Genomic DNA, 25,566 nt, shown 5'->3' on the forward strand with positions numbered 1-25,566 from the left:
TAATCAAGATGACACCGCCTGCGCTGGGCGTCCGAAAGGGCGTGCTGCGCTGTAGCAGGTGAAGACGAGCGAAGTAATGAACGACGACAAGAAATCTTCACGCGGGCCGCGCAAAGGCGGCTCGAAACCGGCGGGCCGGCGAGACGGCAAGCCGGCCTATGGCACCAAGAAGCCGTTCGCCAAGCGTGAGCGGCCCGCGGCTGCCGAAGGCGAGCGCCGCTATGGCGAGCGTAGCTATAAGCCACGCGAAACGAGCGAGGGTGCCGGGCGCGCCGAAAAGCCGTTCAACAAAGGTCCGCGTCCCGACGGCAAGCCCTTCGAGAAGCGCGATGGCCGCAAACCTTACACGCCGCGCGGCGACCGGCCGATGGCGGCCGAAGGTGAGCGCCCGGCCCGCGACTTCAAGCGCAGCTACAAGCCGCGTGAAACGGGGGAAGGCGGGGAGCGAGGCGACAGGCCGTTCCGCAAAGGTCCGCCGCGCGACGGCAAGCCCTTCGACAAGCATGAGAGCCGCAAGCCCTATACGCCGCGGGGCGACCGGCCGGTAGCGGCCGAAGGCGAGCGGGGCGAACGACGTTTCGACCGCCCCAAGCGCGCGTTCGATGACCGCCCCAAACGCGATTTCGCCGACCGGCCGAAGCGAGACTTCAGCGATCGTCCGCAGCGCGATAGCGTCGCAAGAAAACCGGAAGGCGGCTTCAAGCCGCGGCCGCGGCCCTCGGAAGCCGCGCCGGAAAGCGGCGAGCGCATCGCCAAGCGGCTGGCGCGCGCCGGCATCGCCTCGCGCCGCGACGCCGAGGAATTGATCGCCGCCGGGCGCGTCAAGGTGAACGGCAAGGTGCTGGACTCGCCGGCCTTCAATGTCGGCGCCAACGACGTTATCCATCTCGATGGCACCGAGATCCCGCCGATCGAGCGCACGCGCCTCTTCCTGTTCCACAAGCCGGCGGGCGTCGTCACCACCAACCGCGATCCGGAAGGCCGCAGGACCGTCTTCGACGTGCTGCCGCCCGACCTGCCGCGGCTGATGACGATCGGCCGGCTCGACATCAACACCGAGGGCCTGCTGCTCTTGACCAATGACGGCGGGCTGTCGCGCGTGCTCGAATTGCCGGCGACCGGCTGGCTGCGGCGCTATCGTGCGCGCGTCCACGGCAAGGTCGAGGAGAGCGCGCTCGCCGGCCTGCGCGAAGGCATCGCCGTCGACGGCGTCTTCTACGGCTCGATCGAAGCCTCGCTGGATCGCGAGCAGGGCTCCAATGCGTGGCTGACGCTCGGCCTGCGCGAAGGCAAGAACCGCGAGGTGAAGAACATACTCGGCGCGCTTGGCCTCGACGTGACGCGGCTGATCCGCATCTCCTACGGGCCGTTCCAGCTCGAGGACCTGCCGGAGGGCCATGTGCTCGAGATCAAGGGCCGCGTGTTGCGCGAACAGCTTGGCGAGCGGCTGATCGAGGAGTCCGGCGCCAATTTCGATGCCGAAATCCAAAAGCCGTTCTCCAACAAGCCGGTGCGCGGCGGCGGGCCTCGCCGTGAAGAGACCGACCGGCCGAAATTCACGCGCGACGGCGACCATCGACCGATCGGCGAGGGCGGGCTGATCAAGGCGCGCAAGCGCCGCGAAGGCAGCCGCGACGAGGCGCTGAGCAAGCTCTCGACAAAGCCGGACAGGGCATTTGGGCCGGACAGGACGTTCGGCGAGCGCGGCCCGAAATCCGACCGTGGCGGTTTCGGCGACAAGCCGCGGTTTGGGGGCAAGAAATCCGAGCGCGAGCAGCGGCCGATCGAGCCGCCGGGCCAGCGCAAGGCCAATGTCTGGATGGCGCCGGGCGCCCGGCCGATCGGCAAGGGCAGGGCGGAGGCCGATGCCGCCAAGGCCGCCGAGGCGAAGGCGCGCAAGGCATCCTACAAGCCGGGCGGCAAGGGCAAGCCGGGCGCGAAGCCGTTCGGCAAGCCTCGCGGCGAGCGTCCTGAAGGCGATGGCGGCGACAGGCCGCGCGGTCCGAAGAGGGGCGGCGATGCGGATCGTGGGCGGTGAGTTCCGCGGGCGTCCGCTGGCGACCCCGAAAAGCAACGCAATCCGCCCGACCACCGACCGCACCCGCGAGGCGGTGTTCAACGTCCTGGCGCATCGCTACGCGGAAAAGCTCGAGGGCGGCCGCGTGCTCGACCTTTTCGCCGGCACCGGCGCGCTCGGACTTGAGGCGCTGTCGCGCGGCGCCTCCTACTGCGTCTTCATCGAAGAATCGACCGAAGGGCGAGGCCTGATCCGCGAGAACGTCGAGACCTATGGGCTCACCGGCCGCACCAAGATTTTTCGTCGCGACGCCGCTCATTTGGGCGAAGCCGGCACGATCTCGCCCTTCGGCCTAGTCTTCGCCGATCCGCCCTATGGCAAAGGGCTCGGCGAACGCGCGCTGCGCTCGGCCAAGGCCGGCGGCTGGCTGCTGCCTGGCGCGCTCTGCGTCGTCGAGGAGGCTGCCTCGGCGGCGTTCGAACCGGGCGCCGGTTTTTCCGTGATGGACGAGCGCAATTACGGCGAAACGGTCATCCGCTTCATCGAGGCCAACTAGCCTCGCCTCGAAAATGCCGAACAAATCACTTTGCCTCACCAGCGAACCTTGCCTATCGTCGCGCAACCGCGACCGGAGAACTTGATGAGACAAACAGGGATTGGGCTGCGCGCAGTGCTTCTGGCGGGCGCGCTGGCGCTTGCCGCGGCCGCTCCGGTCCGCGCGGCCGATGACGGCGAGGTCAAGGATTTCCTGCTCGACAACGGCATGGAAGTGGTCATCATCCCGGACCATCGCGCCCCGATCGTCACCCACATGGTCTGGTACAAGATCGGCAGCGCCGACGAGCCGCCCGGCAAATCCGGCATCGCGCATTTCTTCGAGCACCTGATGTTCAAGGCCACGACAAATCACGCCGCCGGCGAGTTCGACCGCGCCGTGTCCGAGATCGGTGGCTCCAACAACGCCTTCACCTCTTACGACTACACCGCCTTCCACGAGACGGTGCCGCCTTCGGCGCTCGAGCAGATGATGGGCTTCGAGGCCGATCGCATGCGTAACCTCATCCTGACCGACGATGTCATCAAGACCGAGCGCGACGTGATCCTGGAGGAGCGCCGCTCGCGTATCGACGGCAACCCGCAGGCGGTGCTCGACGAGGAGGTCGAGGCGACGCTCTGGCAGAACCAGCCTTACCGCATTCCGGTGATCGGCTGGATGCAGGAGATGGAGCAGTTGAACCGTCCGGACGCGAAAGCCTTCTACGACGCCTATTATCGGCCGAACAACGCCGTGCTGGTGGTGGTGGGCGACGTCGATCCCAACGCGGTGAAGGCGATGGCCGAAAGGACCTACGGCAAGGTCGCCCGCGGCCCGGACCTGCGGCCGCGCATCCGTCCCGTCGAGCCCGAGCAGAACACGAAGCGCACGGTGACGCTGACCGACGCGCGCGTCTCGGTGCCGAGTTTTTCGACGCAGTGGGTGGTGCCGTCCTATCACACGGCCAAGCCCGGCGAAGCCGAGGCGCTCGACCTGCTTGCCGAGATCCTCGGCGGCGACAACCGCAGCAGGTTATACCAGCAGCTCGTCGTCAAGCAGGGTATCGCTTCCGAGGCCGGCGCCTACTTCCAGGGCACCATGCTCGACGCTACCAACTTCACCGTCTATGGCGCCCCGCGCGGCGACGCCAAGCTTGTCGATATCGAGGCGGCGGTCGATGCCGAGATCGCCCGCATCGTCAAGGACGGCGTGAGCGACGATGAGCTGGAGCGGGCCAAGACCCGCTATGTGCGCTCCATGATCTTTGCGCGCGACAAGCAGGACGACATGGCCAACATGTACGGCTCGACGCTTGCGACGGGCGGCAATGTCAAGGACGTCCAGGAATGGCCCGACCGCATCCGCAAGGTAACCGCCGATGAAGTCAAGGCCGTCGCCGCCCGTTATCTTGTGCTCGATCGCTCCACCACCGGCTACCTCTTGCCGCAGCAGCAGGCGGGGAATTGATGATGAGCATGGTTCTTAGCCTCACGAGCACCTTTCCTTCTTCCACAAGGGGGGAAGGAGGGCGCATTTATCGCGCCTGCGTCACCCTTTGCTTCGCCCTGTTCTTCCTTTTGCTGCCGGCGCTGGCGCATGCCGAGATGAACATCCAGGAGGTGAAGTCCAAGAAGGGCGTCACCGCCTGGCTGGTGGAAGACCATTCGATCCCGCTGGTTGCGATCCGTTTCGTCTTCGACGGCGGCACGGCGCAGGATCCGGCCGGTAAGGAAGGCCTGGTCAACCTGATGACCGGGCTGTTCGACGAGGGCGCCGGCGACCTCGACAGCGAGGGCTTCCAGGTGAAGCTCGACGATGCCGGCGCCGAGATGAGTTTTCAGGCCGCCCGCGATGGCACCTATGGTTCGATGCGCATGTTGTCCCAGCAGAAGGACGAGGCTTTCGGCCTGCTGAAGCTGGCGGTGAACAGTCCGCGCTTCGACCAGGCGCCGATCGACCGCATCCGCGCCCAGATACTGTCCGGGATCCTCGCCAACGAACGGGATCCCAACACGATCGGCCAGCAGCGCTGGCTCCGCGCGATCTATGGCCAGCATCCCTATGCGCGGCCGGACGAGGGCAACAAAGACAGCCTCGCCACCATCACTGCGGACGACCTCAGGGCCTTCCACAAAGCAAATTTCGCCCGCGGCGGCCTGCATGTGGCGGTGGTGGGCGATATCGACGCCGCCACGTTGAGCAGCAGGCTCGACGAGGTGTTCGGCGACCTGCCGGACAAGCAGGCGCTGGCGCCGATTGTCGACGTCACGCCCAAGCTCGGCCAGCAGCTCGAAGTGAATTACGACTTGCCGCAGACCTCCCTGCAGCTTGCCTGGCCGGGCGTGAAGCGAAGCGATCCCGACTTCTACGCCGCCGCGCTGATGAACGAGATACTCGGCGGCTCGACATTCACGTCGCGTCTCTACGAAGAGGTGCGCGAGAAGCGCGGCCTTGCCTATAGCGTCAGCTCCGATCTCGTCGATCACGAGCATTCCAACGCGCTGCTGGTGACGACGGCGACGCGTTCCGACCGCGCGGCCCAAACGCTTGCGATCGTGCGCCAGGTGGTGAAGGACATGGCCGAGAACGGCCCCTCGGAGGAGGAGCTCGCGGCGACCAAGAAATACATGGTCGGCGCCTACGCCATCAGCAATCTGGATTCGTCCAGCTCCATTGCCGCGACGCTGGTGGAGCTGCAGATCGATCATCTCGGCATCGATTATATCAAGCGGCGCGCGGCTCTCATCAACGCGGTGACGCTGGCCGACGTCAAGGCGGCGGCAAAGAAGCTCCTGTCGTCCGATCCGGCGGTGATGGTCATCGGGCCGCCGCTGGTTCAGGTGGCGGGAGGCCGCAAGGGATGAGCCCGACCTTCGGGGTGGCCTTCGGCGGCGGCGGCGCGCGCGGTCTTGCGCATATCCATATCATCGAGGCTCTCGACGAGCTTGGCATCAAGCCGGCGGCGATTGCCGGCTCGTCGATCGGCGCCATCATGGGCGCCGGCATGGCGTCGGGCATGAAGGGCGCCGAGATTCACGATTATGCCCGGTCGATCCTCGGCAGCCGGGCCGAAGTAGCGGCGCGCATGTGGCGGTCGCGGCCGGGCACGATCGCCGAAGCCATGCAGGGCGGCATCCGCGTCGGCCAGTTCAATATAGAGCGCATCCTGAAGGCGTTCCTGCCTCAGGATATCCCCGCCACCTTCGAAGAGCTGAAGATTCCGCTCAAGGTGACGGCGACCGACTATTTCGGCCACAAGCTCGCCGTGTTCGCCGAGGGTGAATTGCATTCGGCGCTTGCGGCCTCGGCCGCCATTCCGGCGGTGTTCCGCCCTGTGGTGCGCAATGATTGCCTGCTGATCGACGGCGGCATCTACAATCCCGTCCCCTTCGATCTCCTCGAAAAGGATGCCGATATCATCATCGCAATCGACGTGGTCGGTGCGCCGAGCGACGCCGAGCGCAAGCATCCGACTACGGTCGACCTGATGTATGGCGCCTCGCAGCTGATGATGCAGTCGATCATCGCCAACAAGCTGCAGCAGTCCAGCCCCGACATCCTGATCCGCCCAAAAGTCTCGAAGTACCGCGTGCTCGATTTTCTCAAGATCGAGGCGCTGATGGCCGAGACGGCGGAGATCAAGGATGAGCTGAAGCGCGCCGTGGAGAAGGCCGTGGAAGCGCATGGCGGCAGGCAGGACAACAAGAAGGCGGTTTGAGAGCCTCCTCCAGCCGCCTCGGTTCAGGTGCATATGACGTCGACGAAGGTCCGACAACCGAAGCCTGAATGGTCGGCGCAAAGGTCCCTTATAAAATAAGACCTAAGAATAGAGCACAGTATTCTTTATGCCGAATGGTCGAATTCGCACCCGGATTTGAGTTCTGTCATTAACTCTTCATCGAATTGCCCGTTGACGCACGCTGCGGTAGAGTTAATAATATCCTAATATAGTAGCGTGAACAATCTCGAGATCGGCAACAACGAGATACTGCGCTACTGGGGTAGGGGAACGCAGCGCGGCATCTGTGCCGCTACAGCCATCACATCGAGCCACCAGCAGTCGTGAGCAGCCATCTTGTATGTGGCGCTTGCTGCCGGCCGGTGGTCGCTGCTTGCTGAATGCCACGTCGATCCTCCTCCCGCACGGAATTGGGCGCCGATCTCGGTGCTATTGGCATGGGGTAAATCAGCCGCCTTAGGCGGCCAACAAGTGGCGCGCCTAGGCGCTAAGGGAGTTGAACATGGCCACAGTGGTTGATCTGACCAACGGGACAACGTCGCAGACTTTGACCGACGGCACCGTATTTTCGGCTGAACAGCAAAGCGGTGCTGGCACGGGCAACTACAATAGCTTTCTCGTGCTTGGCGCGAACGGCACCGAGAGCGGCTTCAACACCGATGGTTCTCCGCTGCCGCTGGATGATAAGCAGCAGGAGCACACCAATGCGCTTCTCCTGAGCGATATGCAGGTAGTGTCCGTGAACGGCCACGATTACTACGTCTTCAAGCTCGACGCCAATGAGCCGAACAGCGACAAGGGATCGCTGCTGTCGCTCAACTCATTACAGATATATTCGGCGACGGATCCAAATATCACCACCCTTGCGACGCTTCAGGCGCAGCAACTACTCTATAATGTTGATGGAAATGCCACCGACGGTGACGTGACGGTTCAGTTGGACGCTGGAAAGGACGCGCCCGCAGGCAGCGGGGTGGGCGATCTGTTTGTCTACATTCCGACCAGTTTCTTCGCCGGGGCAACCGGTAACTACGTCTATCTCTATTCGGCTTTCGGGAACCCAAGTGACTCGGATGGCGGGTTTGAGGAATGGGGCGTCATCGCAAAAGCCAGCGTGGATCACGCTCCCGCGGTCGCGGTCGAGAAGACGGTCGATCCGACCTCAATAGATGAAGGCGAGTCGACGACGGTCACCTACACCTACAAGGTGACCAATACGAGCGCTGATGGCGCCGGTGATCCTCTGACGCTGACCTCGCTGGTAGACGACAATGCGACGCCGGGAGACACCAGCGACGATATCAACCTGTTGAGCGGTTTCGTCGCCAACAGCTCGCATGGCACCCACTACGTGTCGGGCGATACAGACAACGATTACCTTGTCGACAGCAACGAGACCTGGATATTCAGCGCTGACGTCAACATTGACGCTCATGCCACCGGCAGCACCATCACCAACACGGTGGTGGTACATGCTCACGACGACGACAGCACCAATGACGTGTCCGCCAACGACACTGCGACCGTGACGGTCAACGACGTCGCGCCATCGATCGCCATTGAGAAGACCGCCGACCCGATTTCGATCAACGAGGGCTCGGCCGCTGACGTCACCTACACCTACGAGGTGACCAACACGAGCGCGGCCGGCGCCTTCGATCCGCTGATGCTGACTTCGTTGATCGACGACAATGCGACACCCGGCGACACCAGCGATGACATCGACCTGCTGACCGGCTTTGTCGCTGGCTCCGACCATGGCACGCACTATGTGACAGGCGACACCGATGGCGACTATCTCGTCGACAGCGACGAGAAGTGGGTGTTCAGCGCCACCGTCGGCGTCGGTGCTCAAAATGCCGGCACCATTACCAACACTGTGGTGGTGCACGCCCATGACGACGATAGCACCAGCGACGTGCATGCCACTGACGACGCGACCGTGACGGTGAAGGACGTCGCGCCGTCGATTGCCATTGAGAAGACCGCCAACCCGACTTCGATCAACGAGGGCTCGGCCGCTGATGTCACCTACACCTATGAGGTGACCAACACGAGCGCGGCCGGCGCCTTCGATCCGCTGACGCTGACTTCGCTGATCGACGACGATGCGACACCCGGCGACACCAGCGATGACATCGACCTGCTGACCGGCTTTGTCGCCGGCTCCGACCATGGCACGCACTATGTGTCGGGCGACACCGATGGCGACTACCTTGTCGACAGCGACGAGAAGTGGGTGTTCAGCGCCACCGTCGGCGTCGATGCTCACAATGCGGGCAGCATTACCAACACGGTGGTCGTGCACGCCCATGACGACGACAGCACCAGCGACGTGTATGCTACCGACGACGCGACCGTGACGGTGAAGGATGTCGCGCCGTCAGTGGCCATTGAGAAGACCGTCGATGCCGATCATGACGGTATTTTCCACTCGTCCGAAACGGTCCAGTCGGGTGCACAGAACGTCACCTATCACTATGAGATAACCAACACGAGCGCAGCCGGTGCGTTCGACCCGCTCACGCTGACCTCACTCGTCGACGACAACGGCACACCGGGAAATACCGGTGACGACATCAACCTGCTCAGCGGCTTCGTGGCCAACAGTTCGCATGGCACTCACTATGTGTCCGGCGATCTCGACAACGACTATCAGGTCGACAGCAACGAGACTTGGGTCTTCACGGCCAACAGCTCGTTCAACTTGCTTCCCAATGCCGACTCGCGAACCAACACGGTCGTGGTGCATGCCCATGACGACGATACCACCAATGACGTTTCCGCCAATGATACCGCGACGGTCCAATCATTCGCAGGTCCCGGCGTGCGCACGCCGGGCTTCTGGACCAATCTCGGCAAATCATTCTGGGATGGCGTCGCAGGCGCCGACAAATCCGGTCCGAACTTCGCCTCCGGTGAATTGCGCTATGTTGTCGATGCCGATCACAACGGAACGCTGGATCCGGGCAAGCCAGGCCTCTTGATCGGCGACTACAACAAGAACGGCTTGACCGACGCCGGTGAGGATACGTTCTTCATTTCCTACGCCGATGCGCTCAAGGTGATCGATGCGTCCGTCAAGGATCAGCAGGATACACGCTTCGTCCTTGCCCGCGACGCGGTCGCGACTTGGCTCAACTACCTCGCCGGGAATCCGATCGGCGATGCCTCCGATCCCAACAGCCCGCACAAATATCTCGACCAGGCGATCGACTGGCTGCAGGTGACGAATGGCGGGAATTCTTCTTCTCACTTCGAGGACTGGGGCGGTGGGAGTGCAGTGAAGGCAAGCAGCACAGCCTGGAACGTGGGACTGGATGCCGAATCCGTCACTGCCGGGTCCGAGCTTGCCGGAAACCTCATCCACCAGGAGCTCGATTTCTACAACAATACCGGCATGACCTTCGAAGGGGCGATACTGCATGTCTACGCCAATGACGGCGGCTGAGGCAGCGGTCGGCCTGTCGAGCCATGACGTGCGACAGGCAGGTTGGATGACCGGAGTGTTTTGTTCAGTGTCGCTTCGACAATGGTAGCCAAGGCAGCATCTGGTTCAGCGCAGGCAAAGGTAAGGCTCGTCGGCCTCGTCCTAGTTGCTTGCGCTGTGCTGCTCCTTCTCGGCGGCAACGGCTGGCTTTCGCCAGGACGGCCCGGGTCGATGGGGGAGACGCTTTTTGGTGCGGTAATGGTGGGCTTCGGCGGCTTGGCTTTGTTTCGCGCGCGCCGGCCCACGCCGGACAGCAGCATCGGCGATATCGCCAGGCAAACCAATGCGCCTATAGGCGGCAAGCGGCCGGCAAAACCGACAGGCCGGCGAGCGCAATCCGCGCGCTCCGAACTCGCCGAGGCGCTTCGCTCCTGCCGGTCGGCTTTCCTCGCGGTCGGGTTGTTCAGCGGCGTGCTCAACGTGTTGATGCTTGCGGGCTCGCTCTACATGCTCGAGGTCTATGATCGCGTGTTGCCGAGCCGCAGCCTGCCGACACTCATCGGCATCACCGTGTTGTTGGTCATCCTCTATTGCGGCCAGGGCATTCTCGATTTCGTGCGCGGTCGCGTGCTTGTGCGCATTGGCGGAGCCTTGGATGAGGCGCTGGGCCGCCGTGTCTATGCGTCGATGCTGCAGTTGCCGCTGAAAAACGGGCGCGCGGGCGATAGCCTGCAGCCGATGCGCGACCTCGACAGCGTGCGTGCTTTCCTGTCCGGCATGGGGCCGACGGCGCTCTTCGATTTGCCCTGGCTGCCGCTCTACCTTGTCATCATCTTCATGTTCCATTGGTTGCTAGGCGTGACAGCGCTGCTTGGGGCGATCGTGCTGGTGGCTCTGACCGTGCTTGCCGAGCGATTGACGCGAAAGCCTGTGTCGTCCGGGACTTTGACCGGTATTCGGCGCAACGGTCTGATCTCGGCTGGGAGCCGCAACGCCGAGGTCGTTGCCGCCATGGGCATGGCAGGCGGTCTGACCGCGCGGTGGGAAGACGCCAACCTCGATTACATCGCCGAGCAGCGCAAGGTGAGCGACGTGGCCGGCGGCTTCGGCGCGATATCGAAGGTCCTGCGCATGCTGCTGCAGTCGTCGATGCTCGGCCTCGGCGCCTGGCTGGTCATCGAGGGGCAGGCAACGGCGGGTATTATCATCACCGCCTCGATCCTCAGCGGCCGCGCGCTGGCTCCGGTCGATCTTGCGATCGCCAACTGGAAGGGCTTCGTCACCGCGCGCCAGGGCTGGCAGCGGCTGAACAGGGTGCTGGCGGCGCTGCCGGCTGAAACCGAGCCGATGTTGCTGCCGCCGCCGAGCGCGAATGTCGGCATGCAAAACGTCTCGGTCGGCGCCCCGGGCACGCAGAGATTGCTGGTTCACGATGCAAGCTTCGCTCTGGAGGCGGGCCACGGCGTCGGCATCATCGGACCGAGCGGGTCGGGAAAGTCCACGCTGGTGCGCGCGCTTGTCGGCGCCTGGCAACCGGTCGCCGGCCGCATCAAGCTGGACGGCGCCGACCTCGATCAATGGTCTCAGGCCGAGCGCGGCCGCCATATCGGATACCTGCCGCAAGATGTCGAGCTCTTCGCCGGCACCGTGGCCGAGAACATCGCGCGCTTCGAGCCGGACGCGGACCCCGGCGCCATCATCGCCGCGGCGAAGGCAGCGGGCGCGCACGAGCTCATCGTCGGTTTTCGCGAAGGCTACGAAACCGAGATTGGCGAGCACGGCGAGGCGGTCTCGGCCGGTCAGCGCCAGCGCATCGCGCTGGCGCGCGCGCTCTATCGCGATCCTTTCCTCGTGGTCTTGGACGAGCCGAATTCCAACCTCGATATGGACGGCGAGCAGGCCCTGATCAAGGCCATGTTGGGCGTCCGCGAACGGGGCGGGGTTGTCGTGCTCGTCGCGCACCGGCCGAACGTGCTGGCGGCCGTCGATTTCGTGCTGGCGATGAATCAGGGACGCGTCCATGCCTTCGGCCCGAAAGACGAGGTGTTCGCCAAGATGTTCCCGACGCTGCGGCCGGTGCCGACCGGCGCCCCGCAACTGAGAGTGGCTTCCGACGGTCCCCATCTGGCCGTTGCCGACGGAACCGAGGCAGGGCGCTGACATGGCTATATCAGGCGCCTCGCATTTATCCATCCGCTTCTACACGCGGCTTGGCGTCGGCGTGGTGCTCCTGCTTGCGGGCGGCGTCGGTGGCTGGGCATCGGTCACCGAGATCGCCGGCGCGGTCATCGCCCCCGGCGCCCTCGTCGTCGATTCCCACGTCAAGGACGTGCAGCATTCCACCGGCGGCATCGTTGCGGAGATCGACGCCCGGGACGGCGACCACGTGAAAGCGGGAGATCTTCTGGTCCGTCTCGACCGCACCGTGCCGGCAGCCAACCTTGGCGTGGTGAGCAAGGCGCTCGACCAGCTCGCCGCGCGCAAGGCGCGCCTCGATTCGGAGCGCCGCGGCAGCGACGCCATCATCTTTCCGAACGAGCTTTTGGACCGCATTGCCGATCCCGACGTCGCCGAGGCGGTGGCCGGCGAGAAGCAGCATTTCGAGACACGGCGCACGTCCCGCGCCGGCCAGAAGAGCCAGCTGGAGGAACGCATCGCGCAACTCGAAAAGGAGATCGCCGGCGACACGGCGCAGGCTGAGGCCAAGAGCAAGGAGATAGAGCTGGTGCAGAAGGAGCTTGCCTCGGTGCGTACGCTCTGGGCCAAGAAGCTCATTTCCATCGACCGGCTGACCCAGACCGAGCGAGAGGCCACGCGCCTCGACGGCGAGCGCGGCCAGCTGATTGCGGCCCAGGCTCAGGCGCAGGGACGGATTGCCGAGATCAAGCTGCAGATCATCCAGATCGATCTCGACCTCAGCACCGAAGTGAACAAGGACCTGCGCGACGTCGACGGCCAGATGGGCGAGCTTCTGGAGCGCAAGGTCGCCGCCGAGGACCAGTTGAAGCGGGTCGACATCCGCGCGCCGCAGGACGGCGTCGTGCAGCAGTCGATCGCCTATACGATCGGCGGCGTGGTGAAGCCGGGCGAGACGATCATGCAGGTCGTGCCCGACAATGACAGCCTTGCGGTGGAAGCCAAGATCGCGCCGAGCGACATCGACCAGCTGTGGGTCGGCCAGCCCGCTTCGCTGCGCTTTTCGGCCTTCAACCAGCGCACTACGCCGCAGATCAACGGCGTCGTCGAGCGGACCTCGCCCGACATCACCACCGACCAGCGCACGGGCGTCAGCTATTACACGGTGCGCATTACCACGACGGCCGCGGAGGTCGCGCGGCTCGGCGAGGTCAAGCTGGTTCCCGGCATGCCGGTGGAATCCTTCATCAGGACCGAGGATCGCTCGGTGATGTCTTATCTGGTCAAGCCGCTGCAGGATCAGATCAGCCGGGCATTTAGACAGTAGGCCACTAGTGCGTTTCACCGTTTCACGGAAACGGCGAAACGCCTATCTCTTTGTTTTGACGCAATTCCGGACGGAAAACCGCCGCTCTAGAGCATGATCCCGAAAAGTGGGAACCGGTTTTCGGAGAAGATCATGCTCCAACAAAGAGTTAGATCAGGATGGCGATTCAACGAAACGTCATCCTGATCTAGTCTAAGCTTTCGCGACCGCCCTGTATTCCATCGCCACCACGCCATTGCTGAACGGCACGGCCGAGACAAGCTCGAGTGCTGTCGGTTTGTCCGAAGGAAAAAGCCCTTCGCCCTGGCCTGCGGCTGCCGGATAAACGAGCAGTCTGAGGGTATCGACAAGGCCAACGCCGAGCAGTTGCCGGGCGAGATTCACGCTGCCATGCACATAGATGTTGCCGCCGCTTCGTTGCTTCAGCCGGGTGACCGCATCGGTAAGGGGGCCTTCGAGCAATTCGGCCGGATGCCAATCGAGGCCTTTCAAGGTCGTCGAGGCGACATATTTCGGCAGTGCGTTGAAGCGGTCGGCGAAGTCGCCTTTTTCCGCAGGCCAGTGGCCGGCAAAGATTTCGTAGGTCACGCGTCCGAGAAGCATGGCGCCGCTGTCGGCAAGCTCATCCTCCTTGAAGGCCTGCATCTCGTCGGTCCAGGCGACGTTCGGCAGCCTCTCGTGCTCGGCGATTCCGTCGATGCTGATGAATTCGGTGACGATGAGCTTTCTCATGGCATCCTCTATTGGTTAGGTCTCGCACCATAGGACGGCCACGCCGGCGCGTTCCCGACAAAACAAAAAAGCCCGCCGGAATGACCGGCGGGCTTTCGCTTTGGCTGGAGGCCTTGGCTTAGTTGAACTTGTACTTGGCGTCGATCCGAACGGTGTGGAAGGACGGCGTCGCCATCGCGAGACCGCTCGGGATCGGCAATGCATCCGAGAAGTCTTCCTTCTCGAATTGCGAGTAACGGTATTCGATGCCGACGGTCATCTTGTTCGACAGGGCAGTTTCCAGGCCCGCGCCGACCGAGAAGCCACTGGAGCCCCAATCGGCGTCGAGCGGTGCCGGAGCATCGAGCTTGAAGTGCTGCCAGCTGTAGCCAGCGAGCGCGTAGGCCAGCGTCGCCTCGTTGACCTTCATGCCGATACGGCCGAGCACGTCGAAACCATAATCGGTATTGAGGTTGATCGAATCGACACCCAGGAACCCGCCCAGCTCAAGCTTCGACTTGATGCCGGAGAGACGAGCGTCGACGAGGCCGCCGACCACCCAGCTGCCCATGTCCTGGTCGTAGCCGATGCTGGCTTCGCCGAACACGCCTTCGCCGCCGAGGCCATTGAACTTGGCGCCGGCGAGGGGCGGAATCTCGATCTGGTGCACGACCGCGCCGGCGCCGAGCCCACCGCCGACATAGAAGCCGGTCCAGTTATAGGAAGGCGTCTCGAAGCTGGCGCCGCCGCCGTCATTGGCGTTGAAGCGATAGCTGGCGGCGACCTCAAACGTATGGCGCGAGGTGTCCAGGTTGAGCGTGCCGTCAGGCACCGGCAGGCCTGCATCCGAGAGCAGGCTGTCGTTGGTGCTGAAGCGGGTGTAGCGATACTCGCCCTTCAGCGTCCAGTTGCTGTTGATCGCAGTTTCGACACCGGCACCGACAAAGTAGCCGCCCTGATCCCAATCGAATCCAATACCGGCATTGCTGTCGAGCTTGTACTTCTGCCAGGCGTAACCGCCCAGAACGTAGCCCAGCGTGCTCGGCGTCAGCAGATAACCGGCGCGCATGCCGACGTCGAAACCGTAGGTCTCCTTGATATCGGCATTGAAGCCGCCGGCATCGAGCGAAGTCTTGATCGTGCCGACATGCGTGTCGATCAGGCCGCCGAGCAGAAAGCGCTGCGAGACCATGTAATCATAGCCGGCAGTCACCTGGCCGTAGACGCCTTCGCCACCGATGCCGTTCAGTGAAACAGGCACAAAATCGCTGCTGAGCTTGTGCACATTGGCGCCGGCGCCGACGCCGAAGCCGACATAGACGCCGCTCCAGTTGAAGCCCGGAGCCGCCTGCTCTTGGACCACGTCGGCGGCCTGCGCGGCCGACATCAAAGCGACGGCCGAAACGGCGCCCAGCAAAACGGATTTCGCAGAAATACGAAGAAGCATAGCCCATAACCCCAAGTTAAAACCCGACGAGGTTCTAGCAGGGGTTGCGGGAATTTGGGGTGGCAAAAATACCACACCCATGGGCAAACTGCCGTTACGACAGGTGCAAGCAGGCGATGTTCCCAAAATGGCCAGCTCGAGGCGGTAATCACTCCAGCGCGGGCGATGCGCAGGGCTCTTTAGACCTCGGATAGGTTTTGCCGGTATCTATCGGCAAAAAGGAGCTGGAAAGTCATGACCGAGATCTGGCGCTCACTCCTGGGCAATCTTGCCCTGCGGCGCGAAGAAATAGGCGCGGCCGACCCGCTCAGGCCAGCGCCATTCACGCCAGCGCCCGCTCGATCTCAGCGATAAGCGCATCCAGCGCCGCACGGACGCTTGCGCCATCCGCCTGCTCGATAAGCAGCGTCTCCAGTGTGGAAGCCCGCGCGCTGGTCTCCGCAAAACCGAACGTGCCCGCGGCGCCGGCGAGCGAATGGGCGAGCCGGACCAGCGGATCGTTGCCGGGGAGGGGAGCGGCCTGAAGCGCGATGGCCTTCAGCTCCGCGAGCTGATCGGCGCAGCGGGCGAGGAAACGTTGGCGCAGTGGGGCGAAGGGGTCGGTGGGGATGGCGATGCTCCATGCCGGAATATTGGCGGTATTCAAGCAGAAAGCGGGGTGGGGTGGAATGGCGGGCAGCGTAGCTTATCGCGACTTGCTTTTCGTAGACCCACCAAAGGGAAGCCCGATCGAGTCCTCAGGCCTCGTGTTGCCACTTTCGGAGCGAGATGCGTCGTCGGTTCTGTTCCATGACCAGTTCCCCCATTCCGGAACTGCCAATCCAATAGTGGAAATCAACCGAATTTCGATTCCGGTCATGGTCATCGAACTTCCGAAAATCATCAAGTAAAGTTTCATACATTTCGGGGTCCGGCAACTGATGCCACTCCCCTTCGATCCAACAATTCGCTAAACCGCACAGTAGAGTTCGCTCGGCCGTATGGATGTCCCAGAACGGCTTCATGCCAACCAACAAACCCTTTGGAAGCCAAGTGCGCGCCTCGCGTAGCCTCCGTGCGGGCTCCCTCGTTTTTCCAACTTTTAGAAGATCACCGTTAAGTATCATGTACAGCCAACCTGCATCGACCTGAGCAACCCGCGACCAGACAGGCAGCGGCGTGTTGGCAATCGAAAAGCTGTGCGGTGCTTCCATTCAACCTTCCGTTGAATTGACAGTCACATCGACCTTATTGCGAAACTTCAGGAACTAGCAGCCTCGATCACTATGCTACTTCGGCGCTTTCAAGTTTGGCTGCGCGGATCATGTCCCTTGCCCATTTCTTAGCAACGGATAATCCCTGAACATAGTCGTCCGCTGCCATGGAAAGTGATTCTGGCGATGTTGCACTTTCAAGGTCATCACCGGACCAATCTTCTGACAGGCGCTTGCTTATAGCGTAGCACGTGACTTTGCCCACGCGAAACGCTGCCGAGCGACGCGCCGCACGGAGGCATTCCGCACGGACAACTTCAGGCTCGCCGGTGCCTGCTAGGTCCTGCTCAAGTTCGGCGGCCATGCGTTCGACTATTGGGTATAGACCGTTTACGAATAGAGTCTGAGATTCGCTATAGTATCGGCCCGCTCGGCCTTTGAGGTTCTTTCCTGCAACTTCTTCAGGGTCGACTAGGATTTTAATATCCGGGACGCGCTCCAACGCCTGTAAAGCTCTGGATGGTTTGGAACCGGACGGCGCCTTGCGAACTTTGTCTGCCTTTGCCCGCGCGCTATGCGGCTGAATCCGTTGCTCGCCCCCTAGTTCGCCATCGCCCGGAAGGTCCAAATCGGCATCTAGTCGCTGCGATGTATCATTACCTTCAGAGTAATTCTCCATTTTGACCGCGTTGGGGTTTTTGGATGGGCTAAATGCGAGGGTTGGCACCCGAAACTCGTCCAGCAGCTTTTGAAGGTCTGTCTGTAGATCATCCAGATTCTCGTCCGACTCAGGAGATTCCGCCCGAATAACCTCCTTCACCCATTCCGGCATCAATGCGCGCACATAGTCGGCGAAGTCGTCCGCAGTCAGTGGGGAGCGATCATTGGGCCATAGGAGCCCATCGCGATACTGATTAGGAAGCGCCATGCTGTTGGGGATTTCGATCTCGATAGTTAGGACCTTAGAGCCGAAAGGGATGCCGAACTTTGGCGCAGCGGCCGACCAGGCTTTGCTGTTTTTGAAGTCATAGCGTTCGCCTTTGTGCACGACAGCACAAAATGTCGTGGATGAGGTGGCGGGATTGGCGCGCGCACTCAATGTATGGCTCGACAAAGGATGCTTGGGGTCATGAATGTAATGGATGGCCAAACCAGTATTCTGGTCGTGAACACGCTGTGTTTGCGGCAACCTATCCAACACATCGGCAAGCGGTCTTAATTGCCGGTATCTGCCGGTTTCGTCTTTGCCGCCGCCTTTGGTCATAGCCACATCGATGCGGACTTCGACTCCGTCTGAGAAGGCGGCAAAGCGCCGAAAAATCGCGCTGGGCACAAAGCTTCGGTCAACGAATTTCCCCTTGCCCAAGGGCTCTGCAACCGTATCATGATCGTCGCTCTCGCCAAACAGCACGACTTCTGTCCAGTCCAAGTCCGTTGGCTTGCCTTCAGCAAGAACGGCATCAGTTACGTCATAGACCGTATCACTGCTGCCGTCGGGCAATAGGGCCGGGAAGCGGACATAAGTTTCTTCGTGTTCGTCATAGCCTATCGTGACCTCTGATACCGATCCATTCTTGCACGAACGGTACCGGATGCCGGTCTTGGACATGGTTAGTCCGGAGACCTTGGCGCCGATGCCGAAATTACCATCCAAAGCCATCACCTTACCTATCGAGGAGGACAGGTCTGTCGCTCTCTTGAGTTCGGTGCCATCCATGCCCGGGCCTGTGTTCCAGAAGGCCAGCTTGCGCACCCCGTCGATCTCGACGGGGTAGATTTCGATTAGCCGGCTACCTTCGGGCGCAAGGGCCGCACTCTCGTCCGCGTTCTTGAAGAATTCTCGGATAAGTGTGTTGACTGGTGCCTGTTCAATAAGGCGATTGATGAGGAAGCGCTTGTCATTGATGTTGAGCGGTTCTGCCTTCACGGACTATCCCCTCAGTTTGAATTTGTTGATGGACTCACCCGAAGTCGGGTTGAACTTCCGCTCAATTTCTGACGTGGCTTCTCGAAGCGCTTTCATTATCGCTTTAACGTCCACGTCCGAGTATTCATAGGCTCTACTGTTCGAAAGATTGCCGATTTTCCTAATTGCGTCCAGCGCGAGCTGCGTACGCCCTTCCGCCAGTCTAACGAACTTCTCACGCTTCTCGCTCCGGCTCGCCAAGTTGCCCTCCGTGGTTCTCGCCGCATTTCATTCATATATTTATGACGAATTTCGAGTCAAGAAACTGGAACTATTCTATCCGAAAATTCTACAAAAAACGCAGCGAATTTCATGAAAATTCGTCTCTTGGCCCCAAAAGACCCCCTCAGTTAAGGGCGTTCAGGATAGAGTCCAACTATGCTGCCGAGGTCCGTTTGATGAAAAAACTCGCGCAAGCCTCTTCGCCATCCCCTTGCCAACCCCGCCACCTTCCCCTAATCTCCCTCTGAGAAAACCTTTTCCCAAATCGCCCCGCACTCGCTGATTTCACCCGTCATCACCGCGCAGGCGATAAGAGAAAACCTTTTCCCAGCCAAGGGAATCCGCCGCGCCCATGCCTTCAGACGCCGAGCCAGCGCCAGTTTCCGCCAAGCCGCCGGTCACGCTGCGCGAGGTCGCGGCCGCCGCCGGCGTCAGCGTTGCGACGGCGTCGAAGGCGCTGAACGGGCAGGGGCGGATGACGGCGGAAACGCGCGAGCGCATCCGCGAGACGGCGCGGCTGCTCGGCTTCCGGCCGAACAGCTTGGCGCAGAGTCTGTTGCGAAAACGCTCCTTCACCGTCGGCCTGCTCACCAACGATACCTATGGCCGCTTCTCGCTGCCGCTGATGGCCGGCGTTTCGGATGCGCTGGTCGACAAGGGCGTGTCGGTGTTCCTGTGCAATGTCGAGGACGATCAGCGGCTCGGCCAGCTGCATGTCGAGGCCATGCTCGACAAGCGCGTCGACGGCATCGTCGCCACCGGAAAACGCATCGACCGCCATCTGCCGGTCGATCTCTCCAACCTGCGCATCCCGGTCGTCTACGCCTTCACCCAGCCGGATCCCGGCGCGGTCGGCCTCGTTTCCGACGATGCCGGCGGCGCGCGGCTGGCGGTCGAGCAGTTCTTGCGGCTCGGCCGCCGCCGCATCGCCCATGTCAGCGGCCCGGCGAGCTTCGCCGTGGTGCACACGCGGGCCGAGGCCTATCGCGACGTCCTGAGGGAGAACGGCTTGCCCACAGCCGAGCCGCTGCTGGGCGCCTGGTCGGAGGCCTGGGGCCACGATGCGGTGGCAAGACTGTTCGGCAAGGCGGGCAGGGAAGGATGGCCTGACGCCGTCTTCTGCGGCAACGACCAGATTGCCCGCGGCGTCATCGATGCGCTGCGCGAGCGCGGTATCCGCGTGCCCGAGGATGTCGGCGTCATCGGCTTCGACAATTGGGAGATCGTGGCCGAGGCGACGCGCCCGCCGCTGACCTCGATCGACATGAACCTGGCAAGCCTCGGCCGCGAGGCCGGGCTTGCCCTGCTTTCGCTCGTCGACGGCCAGCCGGCCGCACCGGGCATCAGGAAACTGCCGTGCCGGCTGGTGGTGCGTCAGTCATGCGGCAGTCCGCCGCAATGAAGCAACAAGGCTTACGCGCCCGGATAGACCGGGCGGCGTGGCCAAAACAGGGAGGAGAACCATGAGGAGGAGTAAAATGAAGACCATGTTTGCCAAGCTGGCTTTAGCCGCGGCCGTCATCGGCGGCGGCCTGCAGGCGGCGTCCGCCGAGACCGCCAACATCTGGGTGCGCGCCGACGGCTCGAATTTCATGCCGCGCATCGTCGACGCCTTCAACAAGGCGAACAAGGACCAGATCAAGCTCGACATCATTCCCAATGCCGAGATCATCCCGAAATATGGCGCGGCCGCGGCCGGCGGCACCGCGCCCGACGCGCTCTCGCTCGACCTCATCTACACGCCGTCCTTCGCCGCCGCCGGCCAACTGGAGGACATTACCGACTGGGCGAAATCCTTGCCCTATTTCGCCAGCCTGTCGCCGGCGCATGTGAAGACCGGCACCTATAAGGACCGCATCTACGGCCTGCCGTTCTCGGCCGACGCCTCGGTGCTGATCTGGAACAAGAAGCTGTTCAAGCAGGCTGGGCTGGACCCCGAGAAGGGCCCGACCAACTGGGCCGAGATCGAGGCCGATGCCGAAAAGGTCAACGCGCTTGGCGGCGACATCAAGGGCTTCTACTTCTCCGGCAATTGCGGCGGCTGCAACATCTTCACCTTCACGCCGCTGATCTGGGCCTCCGGCGGCGACATCCTGTCCGAGGACGGCTCGAAGGCGACGCTCGACAGCCCGCAACTGCGCGGCGCGATCGACCTCTATCGCTCGATGGTCAAGAAGGGCCTGGTGCCCGAGGGCGCGCAGACCGACACCGGCGCCAATTTCTTCGCCGCCTTCGCCGGCGGCAAGATCGGCATCTCGCCGTCCGGCGCTTTCGCCATCGGCGCGCTCAACACGCAATACCCGGATGTCGACTACGGCATCACCTTCCTGCCGGGCAAGGATGGCGGCTGGTCGTCCTTCGCCGGCGGCGACAATTTCGTCGTCACCAAGGGCACCAAGAAGATCGCCGTGGTGAAGGAGTTTTTGGACTTCGCCTATTCGTTGGAAGGCCAGACCATTCTGGCCAAATATGGCAGCCTGCCGGTGCGAAACGACATCGCCAAGGACGCGCTGAAGGATCTCGACCCCCGTTACCAGGTGGCGGCCGAGGCGATGGCGAAGGGCAAGACGCCCTATTCGGTGGTGTTCAATGACCTGATCAACTCCGCCAACGGGCCGTGGACGCAGATGATCAACGAGGTGTTCTTCGGCGACGATGTCGACGGCGCCATCAAGAACGCGCAGGAGACGATGCAGTCGATTATCGACCAGGCGCCGAACAAGTAGACACCAGGGCCAGCCGGCGGCGAGGATAGCGCAACGCTTCGCCGCCAAGGCTCTGACCGGCCGCCCGCCCCGTCTCCCTGGCCGGGCGGCCGGGGACTGTATCGCTGAATGGCAGGGTTTTATCGCGTTGAGAAAGCACGCTCACCAATTTGCGGCGCCACGACGTTCGCTCCCCCCTCTCCCCTTGTGGGAGAAGGTGTCGCCGAAGGCGACGGATGAGGGGTGTTCCAGCGGAGTGAGGCGTTGGCGTTCCCTGGAACACCCCTCATCCGTCTCGGCGCTACGCGCCGATCCACCTTCTCCCACAAGGGGAGAAGGGGGAGCCCGGCCATGACCGCCATCACCGCAACCTCCGCTCCCGCCCGCTCACGCATCGGCGTCAGCCGCCGGCAATGGGAGGGCCTGCTCTATGTCCTGCCGGCTGTCGCCCTGGTCACCGTCTTCTTCGTCATCCCGCTCGGCATGACCGCCTGGATGTCGCTCCACAACTGGCCGCTGATGGGCGAGCATGCCTTCATCGGCCTCGACAATTATTTCGCGATCCTGCGCGACACGCGCTTCTGGAACGCGCTCAAATTCACCTTCTACTACACGGTGATCGTCACCATCGCGATCTTCGCCGTCGCCTTCCCGCTGGCGATCTTCATCGAAAAACCGCGTCCGCTGACCAACCTCTACCGCACCGCCTTCTTCATGCCGGCGGTGGTCGGCTTCGCCTCGGCGAGCCTGCTCTGGTCCTGGCTGCTCAACGTCGATTCCGGCCTGTTCAGCCCGGCCGCCTTCGATCTCGGCCTCACCGCGAAGAAGGTCAATCTTCTCGCCACGTTCCAGCCGGCCTTCTGGTCGATCATCGCCATGGTGGTCTGGAAGGTCGCCGGCTTCACCATGATCATCCTGATGACCGGGCTGCAGTCGATCCCGCAGGATCTGCAGGAGGCGGCGGTCATCGACGGGGCAGGGCCGTTCGCGAGGTTCCGGGCGATCACCTTGCCGCTGATGCGCCGCACGCTGGCGCTGGCGCTGATCCTGTCGGTGGCGGGCTCGATCCTCGCCTTCGACCAGTTCTACATCATCCTGCGCGGCGGCCCGCGCAACCAGACGCTGACGGCGGTCTACTGGATCTTCAACCAGTCCTTCGTCTCGTTCAAGCTCGGCTACGGCGCCGCGCTCTCGATGGTGCTGCTGGTCATCCTGGTGGCGCTCAGCCTCATCCAGCTCTGGCTGCTGCGCAAGCCCGAGGGGCTCGATTAATGGCCGAGGCGATGTCGCAAAAGCGGAGAGTCGGCTTCAGCCTCGCCAGGCACTCCACCGGCATCATCGCCTCGGTGCTGTTCCTGGCGCCGATCGTCTGGACCGTGCTGTCGACCTTCAAGCCGGCGCAGGAGGCACGCCAGCCGCCGCTGCCGCCCTGGCCGACCACCGGTTTCTCGATCGAGAATTATCAGACGCTGAACTCCTTCGGCGACGGGCTCTGGGTCTCGGCGCAGAACAGCATCTATGTCTCGGTTATGACGGTGCTGCTCTCGGTGCTGGTCAGCGTGCTTGCCGGCTACGGTTTCTCGCGCTTCCGCTTCCCGTTGCGGGATTTCTTCTTCGTCCTGATCCTGTCGACGATCATGATCCCGTTCCAGTCGATCCTGACGCCGATCTTCCTGGTGTTGACGAAGCTTGGCCTGCACAACACGCTGACCGGCCTGGTCTGCGTCTACGTCACCCTGCAGCTGCCGTTCTCGATCTTCATGATGCGCAACGCCTTCGACGCCGTGCCGCGCGAGATCGAGGAAGCCGCGCGCATGGATGGCGCCAACAATGTCACCATGCTCGTCAAGGTGATGCTGCCGCTCGTCTGGCCGGGCGTCGTCACCATCGCGCTGTTTGCCTTCCTTGGCGCCTGGAACGAATTCCTGGCAGCCCTTGTGCTGATGACCGACCAGTCCAAATTCACTCTGCCGGTGATGATGACGGCGCTTCAGTCCGGCCGCTTCGGTGCCATCGACTGGGGCGCGGTGCAGGCCGGCGTGACTGTGATGATGGTGCCTTGCCTGATCCTGTTCCTGGCGCTGCAGCGCTTCTACATCCGCGGCCTGATGGCCGGGGCCGTCAAGTAATTCGAATGGAGTGAAATCATGACCGCATCGCAGCCCGCCGCGCAGACCGGCACCTCGGCCAGGCCGAAGCTCGCCTTCCGGCCGTTGCCAGTGCCGCAGGTCGATGTTCGCGGCTTCTGGGGCGACCGTGTCGACGCGGTCGCGACGTGCACCGCCGAGATTCTCTACGACCGCTGCGTCGAGGCGCGCATGCTGGAGCAGATCGATCCGGACCGCTCGTCGCCCGGCGTCGTCATCCCCTTCCATTCGCCGTCGCCGGACGAGGCAGCCAATCCTACCTTCACCGGCTCGACTGTGACGACACAGATGTTCTGGGATTCTGATTGGGGCAAGACCATCGAGACCGCGGCCTATTCGCTCTACCGTCGCCGCAATCCCGAGCTCGAGAAGAAGATCGACGCCGTCATCGACATGTTCGGCAAGCTGCAGCAGGAGGACGGCTATCTCTCAAGCTGGTATCAGCGCATCCAGCCCGGCCTGCGCTGGACCAACCTGCGCGACTGCCACGAGCTCTACTGCGCCGGCCATCTGATCGAGGGCGCGGTCGCTTACTTTCAGGCCACCGGCAAGCGCAAGCTGCTCGACATCCTGTCCCGTTACGTCGACCACATCGGCTCGGTGTTCGGTCCCGAGCCCGGCAAGAAGAAGGGCTATTGCGGCCATGAGGAAATCGAGCTGGCGCTGGTCAAGCTCGCTCGGGTGACTGGCGAGAAGAAGTACATGGACCTGGCGAAATATTTCATCGACCAGCGCGGCCAGCAGCCCCATTATTTCGACGAGGAGGCGCGCGCCCGCGGCGCCGATCCCAAAGCCTATCACTTCAAGACCTATGAATATAACCAGTCGCACAAGCCGGTGCGCGAGCAGGACAAGGTCGTCGGCCATGCGGTGAGGGCGATGTATCTCTATTCCGGTATGGCCGACATCGCCACCGAATATGGCGACGACACGCTTAGGGTCGCGCTTGACCGCCTGTGGGACGATCTCATGACCAAGAGCCTCTATGTCACCGGCGGTCTCGGTCCGTCGGCGCACAACGAAGGTTTTACGAGCGACTACGACCTGCCCAACGACACCGCCTATGCCGAGACCTGCGCTTCGGTGGGCCTGGTGTTCTGGGCAAGCCGCATGCTGGGGATGGGGCCGAACGCCCGCTACGCCGACATGATGGAACGGGCGCTTTACAACGGCTCGATCTCCGGCCTGTCGCTCGACGGCTCGCTGTTCTTCTACGAGAACCCGCTGGAGAGCCGCGGCGGCCATCACCGCTGGAAATGGCACCGCTGCCCGTGCTGCCCACCCAATATCGGCCGCATGGTGGCGTCCATCGGCAGCTATTTCTACGGCCTCGCCGACGATGCGCTGGCGGTGCACCTCTATGGCGATTCGACTGCGCGCTTCGAGATCGCCGGCCGGCAGGTGACGCTCGTCCAGACCAGCAGCTATCCCTGGGACGGCGCGATTGCGATCGAGATCGGGCCGGAGGCGCCCGTAGAGTTCACGCTTCACCTGCGCATACCCGCCTGGTGCCGCAAGGCGGCGTTGCGCGTCAACGGCAAGCTCGTCGATCTGGAAGCCGCGACGGTCGACGGCTATGCAGCGCTCCGCCGCGAATGGCAAAAGGGCGACAGGGTCGAGCTCGATCTCGAAATGTCGATGGCGCGCCTCTTCGCCAATCCGCAGGTGCACCAGGACATCGGCCGCGTGGCGCTCACCCGCGGCCCGCTGATCTACTGCGTCGAGGAAACCGACAATGGCGGCGGGCTGCATCGCATCGCCCTGCCGCGCGAGGCAAAGCTCGAGGCCCATAAGGAGCCGAACCTGCTCGGCGGCGTCGTCACCCTTTCGGCCATCGGCAGCAGGGCTGAGGCGGAAAACTGGGGCGCCGATCTCTACCGCCCCGAGCCGCCGGCGGCGGAAGCGACGAAGCTCAAGGCCGTCCCCTATTTTGCCTGGGACAATCGCGATCCCGGCGAGATGCTGGTCTGGCTGCGGGAAGGGTGAAAGCG

At 62.8% G+C, this 25,566-nt stretch carries 18 protein-coding genes; 13 read left to right on the plus strand and 5 right to left on the minus strand.

Annotated elements, in window-relative coordinates; genetic code table 11:
* The first annotated feature begins 76 nt into the window (after nucleotides 1-76).
* From LB520_RS09875 to LB520_RS09910, 8 genes are all read left to right on the plus strand, one after another.
* The gene (locus LB520_RS09875; RefSeq protein ID WP_224637356.1) at nucleotides 77-2,038 is read left to right on the plus strand and encodes a pseudouridine synthase; all 1,962 of its coding nucleotides are present in this window, start codon (nucleotides 77-79) and stop codon (nucleotides 2,036-2,038) included.
* Nucleotides 2,019-2,573 carry a 16S rRNA (guanine(966)-N(2))-methyltransferase RsmD gene (gene rsmD / locus LB520_RS09880; RefSeq protein ID WP_224637357.1) on the plus strand — a complete coding sequence of 185 codons (555 nt, stop codon included), beginning with the start codon at nucleotides 2,019-2,021 and terminating at the stop codon, nucleotides 2,571-2,573. Before LB520_RS09875 ends, rsmD begins: the two co-directional genes overlap by 20 nt.
* Before the next feature lie 84 nt (nucleotides 2,574-2,657).
* On the plus strand, nucleotides 2,658-4,019 hold the full coding sequence (locus LB520_RS09885; RefSeq protein WP_224637358.1) for a M16 family metallopeptidase: 1,362 nt from the start codon (nucleotides 2,658-2,660) through the stop codon (nucleotides 4,017-4,019).
* A gap of 8 nt (nucleotides 4,020-4,027) precedes the next feature.
* Nucleotides 4,028-5,416 carry a M16 family metallopeptidase gene (locus LB520_RS09890; RefSeq protein WP_411969871.1) on the plus strand — a complete coding sequence of 463 codons (1,389 nt, stop codon included), beginning with the start codon at nucleotides 4,028-4,030 and terminating at the stop codon, nucleotides 5,414-5,416.
* Nucleotides 5,413-6,270, plus strand: a complete 858-nt coding sequence (locus LB520_RS09895; protein WP_140840862.1) for a patatin-like phospholipase family protein — start codon at nucleotides 5,413-5,415, stop codon at nucleotides 6,268-6,270. Before LB520_RS09890 ends, LB520_RS09895 begins: the two co-directional genes overlap by 4 nt.
* Nucleotides 6,271-6,793: 523 nt before the next feature.
* On the plus strand, nucleotides 6,794-9,742 hold the full coding sequence (locus tag LB520_RS09900) for a hypothetical protein (protein WP_224560574.1): 2,949 nt from the start codon (nucleotides 6,794-6,796) through the stop codon (nucleotides 9,740-9,742).
* Between the two features lie 210 nt (nucleotides 9,743-9,952).
* Complete coding sequence (locus tag LB520_RS09905) at nucleotides 9,953-11,881, plus strand: type I secretion system permease/ATPase (protein WP_224637360.1); 1,929 nt, start codon at nucleotides 9,953-9,955, stop codon at nucleotides 11,879-11,881.
* A 1-nt stretch (nucleotide 11,882) separates the two neighbouring features.
* On the plus strand, nucleotides 11,883-13,184 hold the full coding sequence (locus tag LB520_RS09910; RefSeq protein ID WP_224529259.1) for an HlyD family type I secretion periplasmic adaptor subunit: 1,302 nt from the start codon (nucleotides 11,883-11,885) through the stop codon (nucleotides 13,182-13,184).
* 192 nt (nucleotides 13,185-13,376) lie between these two features.
* Here the strand turns inward: LB520_RS09910 and LB520_RS09915 are convergent, their stop codons facing one another.
* The 5 genes from LB520_RS09915 to LB520_RS09935 form a co-directional block, all read right to left on the minus strand.
* Nucleotides 13,377-13,916 (minus strand): dihydrofolate reductase family protein, encoded by a 540-nt coding sequence (locus LB520_RS09915; RefSeq protein ID WP_224529254.1) that lies wholly within the window; start codon nucleotides 13,914-13,916, stop codon nucleotides 13,377-13,379.
* A 118-nt stretch (nucleotides 13,917-14,034) separates the two neighbouring features.
* Entirely contained in the window at nucleotides 14,035-15,342 is a 1,308-nt protein-coding gene (locus tag LB520_RS09920) for an outer membrane protein (RefSeq protein ID WP_224637361.1), read from the minus strand.
* A gap of 322 nt (nucleotides 15,343-15,664) precedes the next feature.
* Nucleotides 15,665-15,988 carry an Hpt domain-containing protein gene (locus tag LB520_RS09925; RefSeq protein ID WP_224637362.1) on the minus strand — a complete coding sequence of 108 codons (324 nt, stop codon included), beginning with the start codon at nucleotides 15,986-15,988 and terminating at the stop codon, nucleotides 15,665-15,667.
* Nucleotides 15,989-16,079: 91 nt separating this feature from the next.
* Nucleotides 16,080-16,535 (minus strand): hypothetical protein, encoded by a 456-nt coding sequence (locus LB520_RS09930; protein WP_224637363.1) that lies wholly within the window; start codon nucleotides 16,533-16,535, stop codon nucleotides 16,080-16,082.
* A gap of 70 nt (nucleotides 16,536-16,605) precedes the next feature.
* Nucleotides 16,606-18,462 (minus strand): hypothetical protein, encoded by a 1,857-nt coding sequence (locus tag LB520_RS09935; protein ID WP_224637364.1) that lies wholly within the window; start codon nucleotides 18,460-18,462, stop codon nucleotides 16,606-16,608.
* A 613-nt stretch (nucleotides 18,463-19,075) separates the two neighbouring features.
* On the opposite strand from LB520_RS09935, the gene LB520_RS09940 reads away from it, so the two are divergent.
* From LB520_RS09940 to LB520_RS09960, 5 genes are all read left to right on the plus strand, one after another.
* Nucleotides 19,076-20,125 (plus strand): LacI family DNA-binding transcriptional regulator, encoded by a 1,050-nt coding sequence (locus tag LB520_RS09940; RefSeq protein ID WP_224637365.1) that lies wholly within the window; start codon nucleotides 19,076-19,078, stop codon nucleotides 20,123-20,125.
* 76 nt (nucleotides 20,126-20,201) lie between these two features.
* The gene (locus tag LB520_RS09945; protein WP_140542761.1) at nucleotides 20,202-21,449 is read left to right on the plus strand and encodes an ABC transporter substrate-binding protein; all 1,248 of its coding nucleotides are present in this window, start codon (nucleotides 20,202-20,204) and stop codon (nucleotides 21,447-21,449) included.
* A 330-nt stretch (nucleotides 21,450-21,779) separates the two neighbouring features.
* Entirely contained in the window at nucleotides 21,780-22,700 is a 921-nt protein-coding gene (locus tag LB520_RS09950) for a carbohydrate ABC transporter permease (RefSeq protein ID WP_224637366.1), read from the plus strand.
* Entirely contained in the window at nucleotides 22,700-23,557 is an 858-nt protein-coding gene (locus LB520_RS09955) for a carbohydrate ABC transporter permease (protein WP_224637367.1), read from the plus strand. Before LB520_RS09950 ends, LB520_RS09955 begins: the two co-directional genes overlap by 1 nt.
* An 18-nt stretch (nucleotides 23,558-23,575) precedes the next feature.
* The gene (locus LB520_RS09960; RefSeq protein WP_224637368.1) at nucleotides 23,576-25,561 is read left to right on the plus strand and encodes a glycoside hydrolase family 127 protein; all 1,986 of its coding nucleotides are present in this window, start codon (nucleotides 23,576-23,578) and stop codon (nucleotides 25,559-25,561) included.
* Nucleotides 25,562-25,566: the final 5 nt, after the last annotated feature.

It is taken from the genome of Mesorhizobium sp. CA12 (assembly GCF_020165255.1).
Classification (GTDB): Bacteria; Pseudomonadota; Alphaproteobacteria; order Rhizobiales; family Rhizobiaceae; genus Mesorhizobium.

What these genes read in the sequence shown, in the direction of transcription:
- LB520_RS09875 (WP_224637356.1), top strand. Translation starts at nt 77, where the DNA reads ATGAACGACGACAAGAAATCTTCACGCGGGCCGCGCAAAGGCGGCTCG.
- rsmD (WP_224637357.1), top strand. Translation starts at nt 2,019, where the DNA reads ATGCGGATCGTGGGCGGTGAGTTCCGCGGGCGTCCGCTGGCGACCCCG.
- LB520_RS09885 (WP_224637358.1), top strand. Translation starts at nt 2,658, where the DNA reads ATGAGACAAACAGGGATTGGGCTGCGCGCAGTGCTTCTGGCGGGCGCG.
- LB520_RS09890 (WP_411969871.1), top strand. Translation starts at nt 4,028, where the DNA reads ATGGTTCTTAGCCTCACGAGCACCTTTCCTTCTTCCACAAGGGGGGAA.
- LB520_RS09895 (WP_140840862.1), top strand. Translation starts at nt 5,413, where the DNA reads ATGAGCCCGACCTTCGGGGTGGCCTTCGGCGGCGGCGGCGCGCGCGGT.
- LB520_RS09900 (WP_224560574.1), top strand. Translation starts at nt 6,794, where the DNA reads ATGGCCACAGTGGTTGATCTGACCAACGGGACAACGTCGCAGACTTTG.
- LB520_RS09905 (WP_224637360.1), top strand. Translation starts at nt 9,953, where the DNA reads ATGGGGGAGACGCTTTTTGGTGCGGTAATGGTGGGCTTCGGCGGCTTG.
- LB520_RS09910 (WP_224529259.1), top strand. Translation starts at nt 11,883, where the DNA reads ATGGCTATATCAGGCGCCTCGCATTTATCCATCCGCTTCTACACGCGG.
- LB520_RS09915 (WP_224529254.1), bottom strand. Translation starts at nt 13,916, where the DNA reads ATGAGAAAGCTCATCGTCACCGAATTCATCAGCATCGACGGAATCGCC.
- LB520_RS09920 (WP_224637361.1), bottom strand. Translation starts at nt 15,342, where the DNA reads ATGCTTCTTCGTATTTCTGCGAAATCCGTTTTGCTGGGCGCCGTTTCG.
- LB520_RS09930 (WP_224637363.1), bottom strand. Translation starts at nt 16,535, where the DNA reads ATGGAAGCACCGCACAGCTTTTCGATTGCCAACACGCCGCTGCCTGTC.
- LB520_RS09940 (WP_224637365.1), top strand. Translation starts at nt 19,076, where the DNA reads ATGCCTTCAGACGCCGAGCCAGCGCCAGTTTCCGCCAAGCCGCCGGTC.
- LB520_RS09945 (WP_140542761.1), top strand. Translation starts at nt 20,202, where the DNA reads ATGAAGACCATGTTTGCCAAGCTGGCTTTAGCCGCGGCCGTCATCGGC.
- LB520_RS09950 (WP_224637366.1), top strand. Translation starts at nt 21,780, where the DNA reads ATGACCGCCATCACCGCAACCTCCGCTCCCGCCCGCTCACGCATCGGC.
- LB520_RS09955 (WP_224637367.1), top strand. Translation starts at nt 22,700, where the DNA reads ATGGCCGAGGCGATGTCGCAAAAGCGGAGAGTCGGCTTCAGCCTCGCC.
- LB520_RS09960 (WP_224637368.1), top strand. Translation starts at nt 23,576, where the DNA reads ATGACCGCATCGCAGCCCGCCGCGCAGACCGGCACCTCGGCCAGGCCG.